The sequence below is a fragment of the Pantoea sp. S61 genome (genome assembly GCF_016625145.1).
Classification (GTDB): domain Bacteria; phylum Pseudomonadota; class Gammaproteobacteria; order Enterobacterales; family Enterobacteriaceae; genus Pantoea; species Pantoea rwandensis_B.
This window is the reverse complement of the sequence record NZ_JACVUO010000069.1, coordinates 1-241: the sequence shown is the minus strand read 5'-3', so window position 1 is coordinate 241 and position 241 is coordinate 1. Positions and strand designations below refer to the sequence as shown.

The window sequence follows — 241 nt, the reverse complement described above, 5'->3', positions numbered from 1 at the left end:
ACGCTCAACCTGCTCGGCGAAATCGGCATTCTCAGAGAGGAAGCCGTAGCCAGGGTGGATCGCCACGGCGCCGGTGATTTCGGCGGCGGAGATCAGTGCAGGGATGTTCAGGTAGCTTTTGACCGACTGCGCCGGGCCGATACAGACGGTTTCGTCTGCTAACAGCACGTGCTTCAGGTCGCGGTCAGCGGTGGAGTGAACCGCAACGGTCTTGATGCCTAATTCTTTACACGCGCGGAGA

The 241-nt window shown here is 59.8% G+C and carries 1 protein-coding gene; it reads right to left on the bottom strand.

Annotated features, from left to right (window positions below):
* The coding region (locus tag IAE30_RS29905; RefSeq protein ID WP_304622286.1) for a biotin carboxylase N-terminal domain-containing protein at positions 1 to 241 on the bottom strand (241 nt) is incomplete at both ends.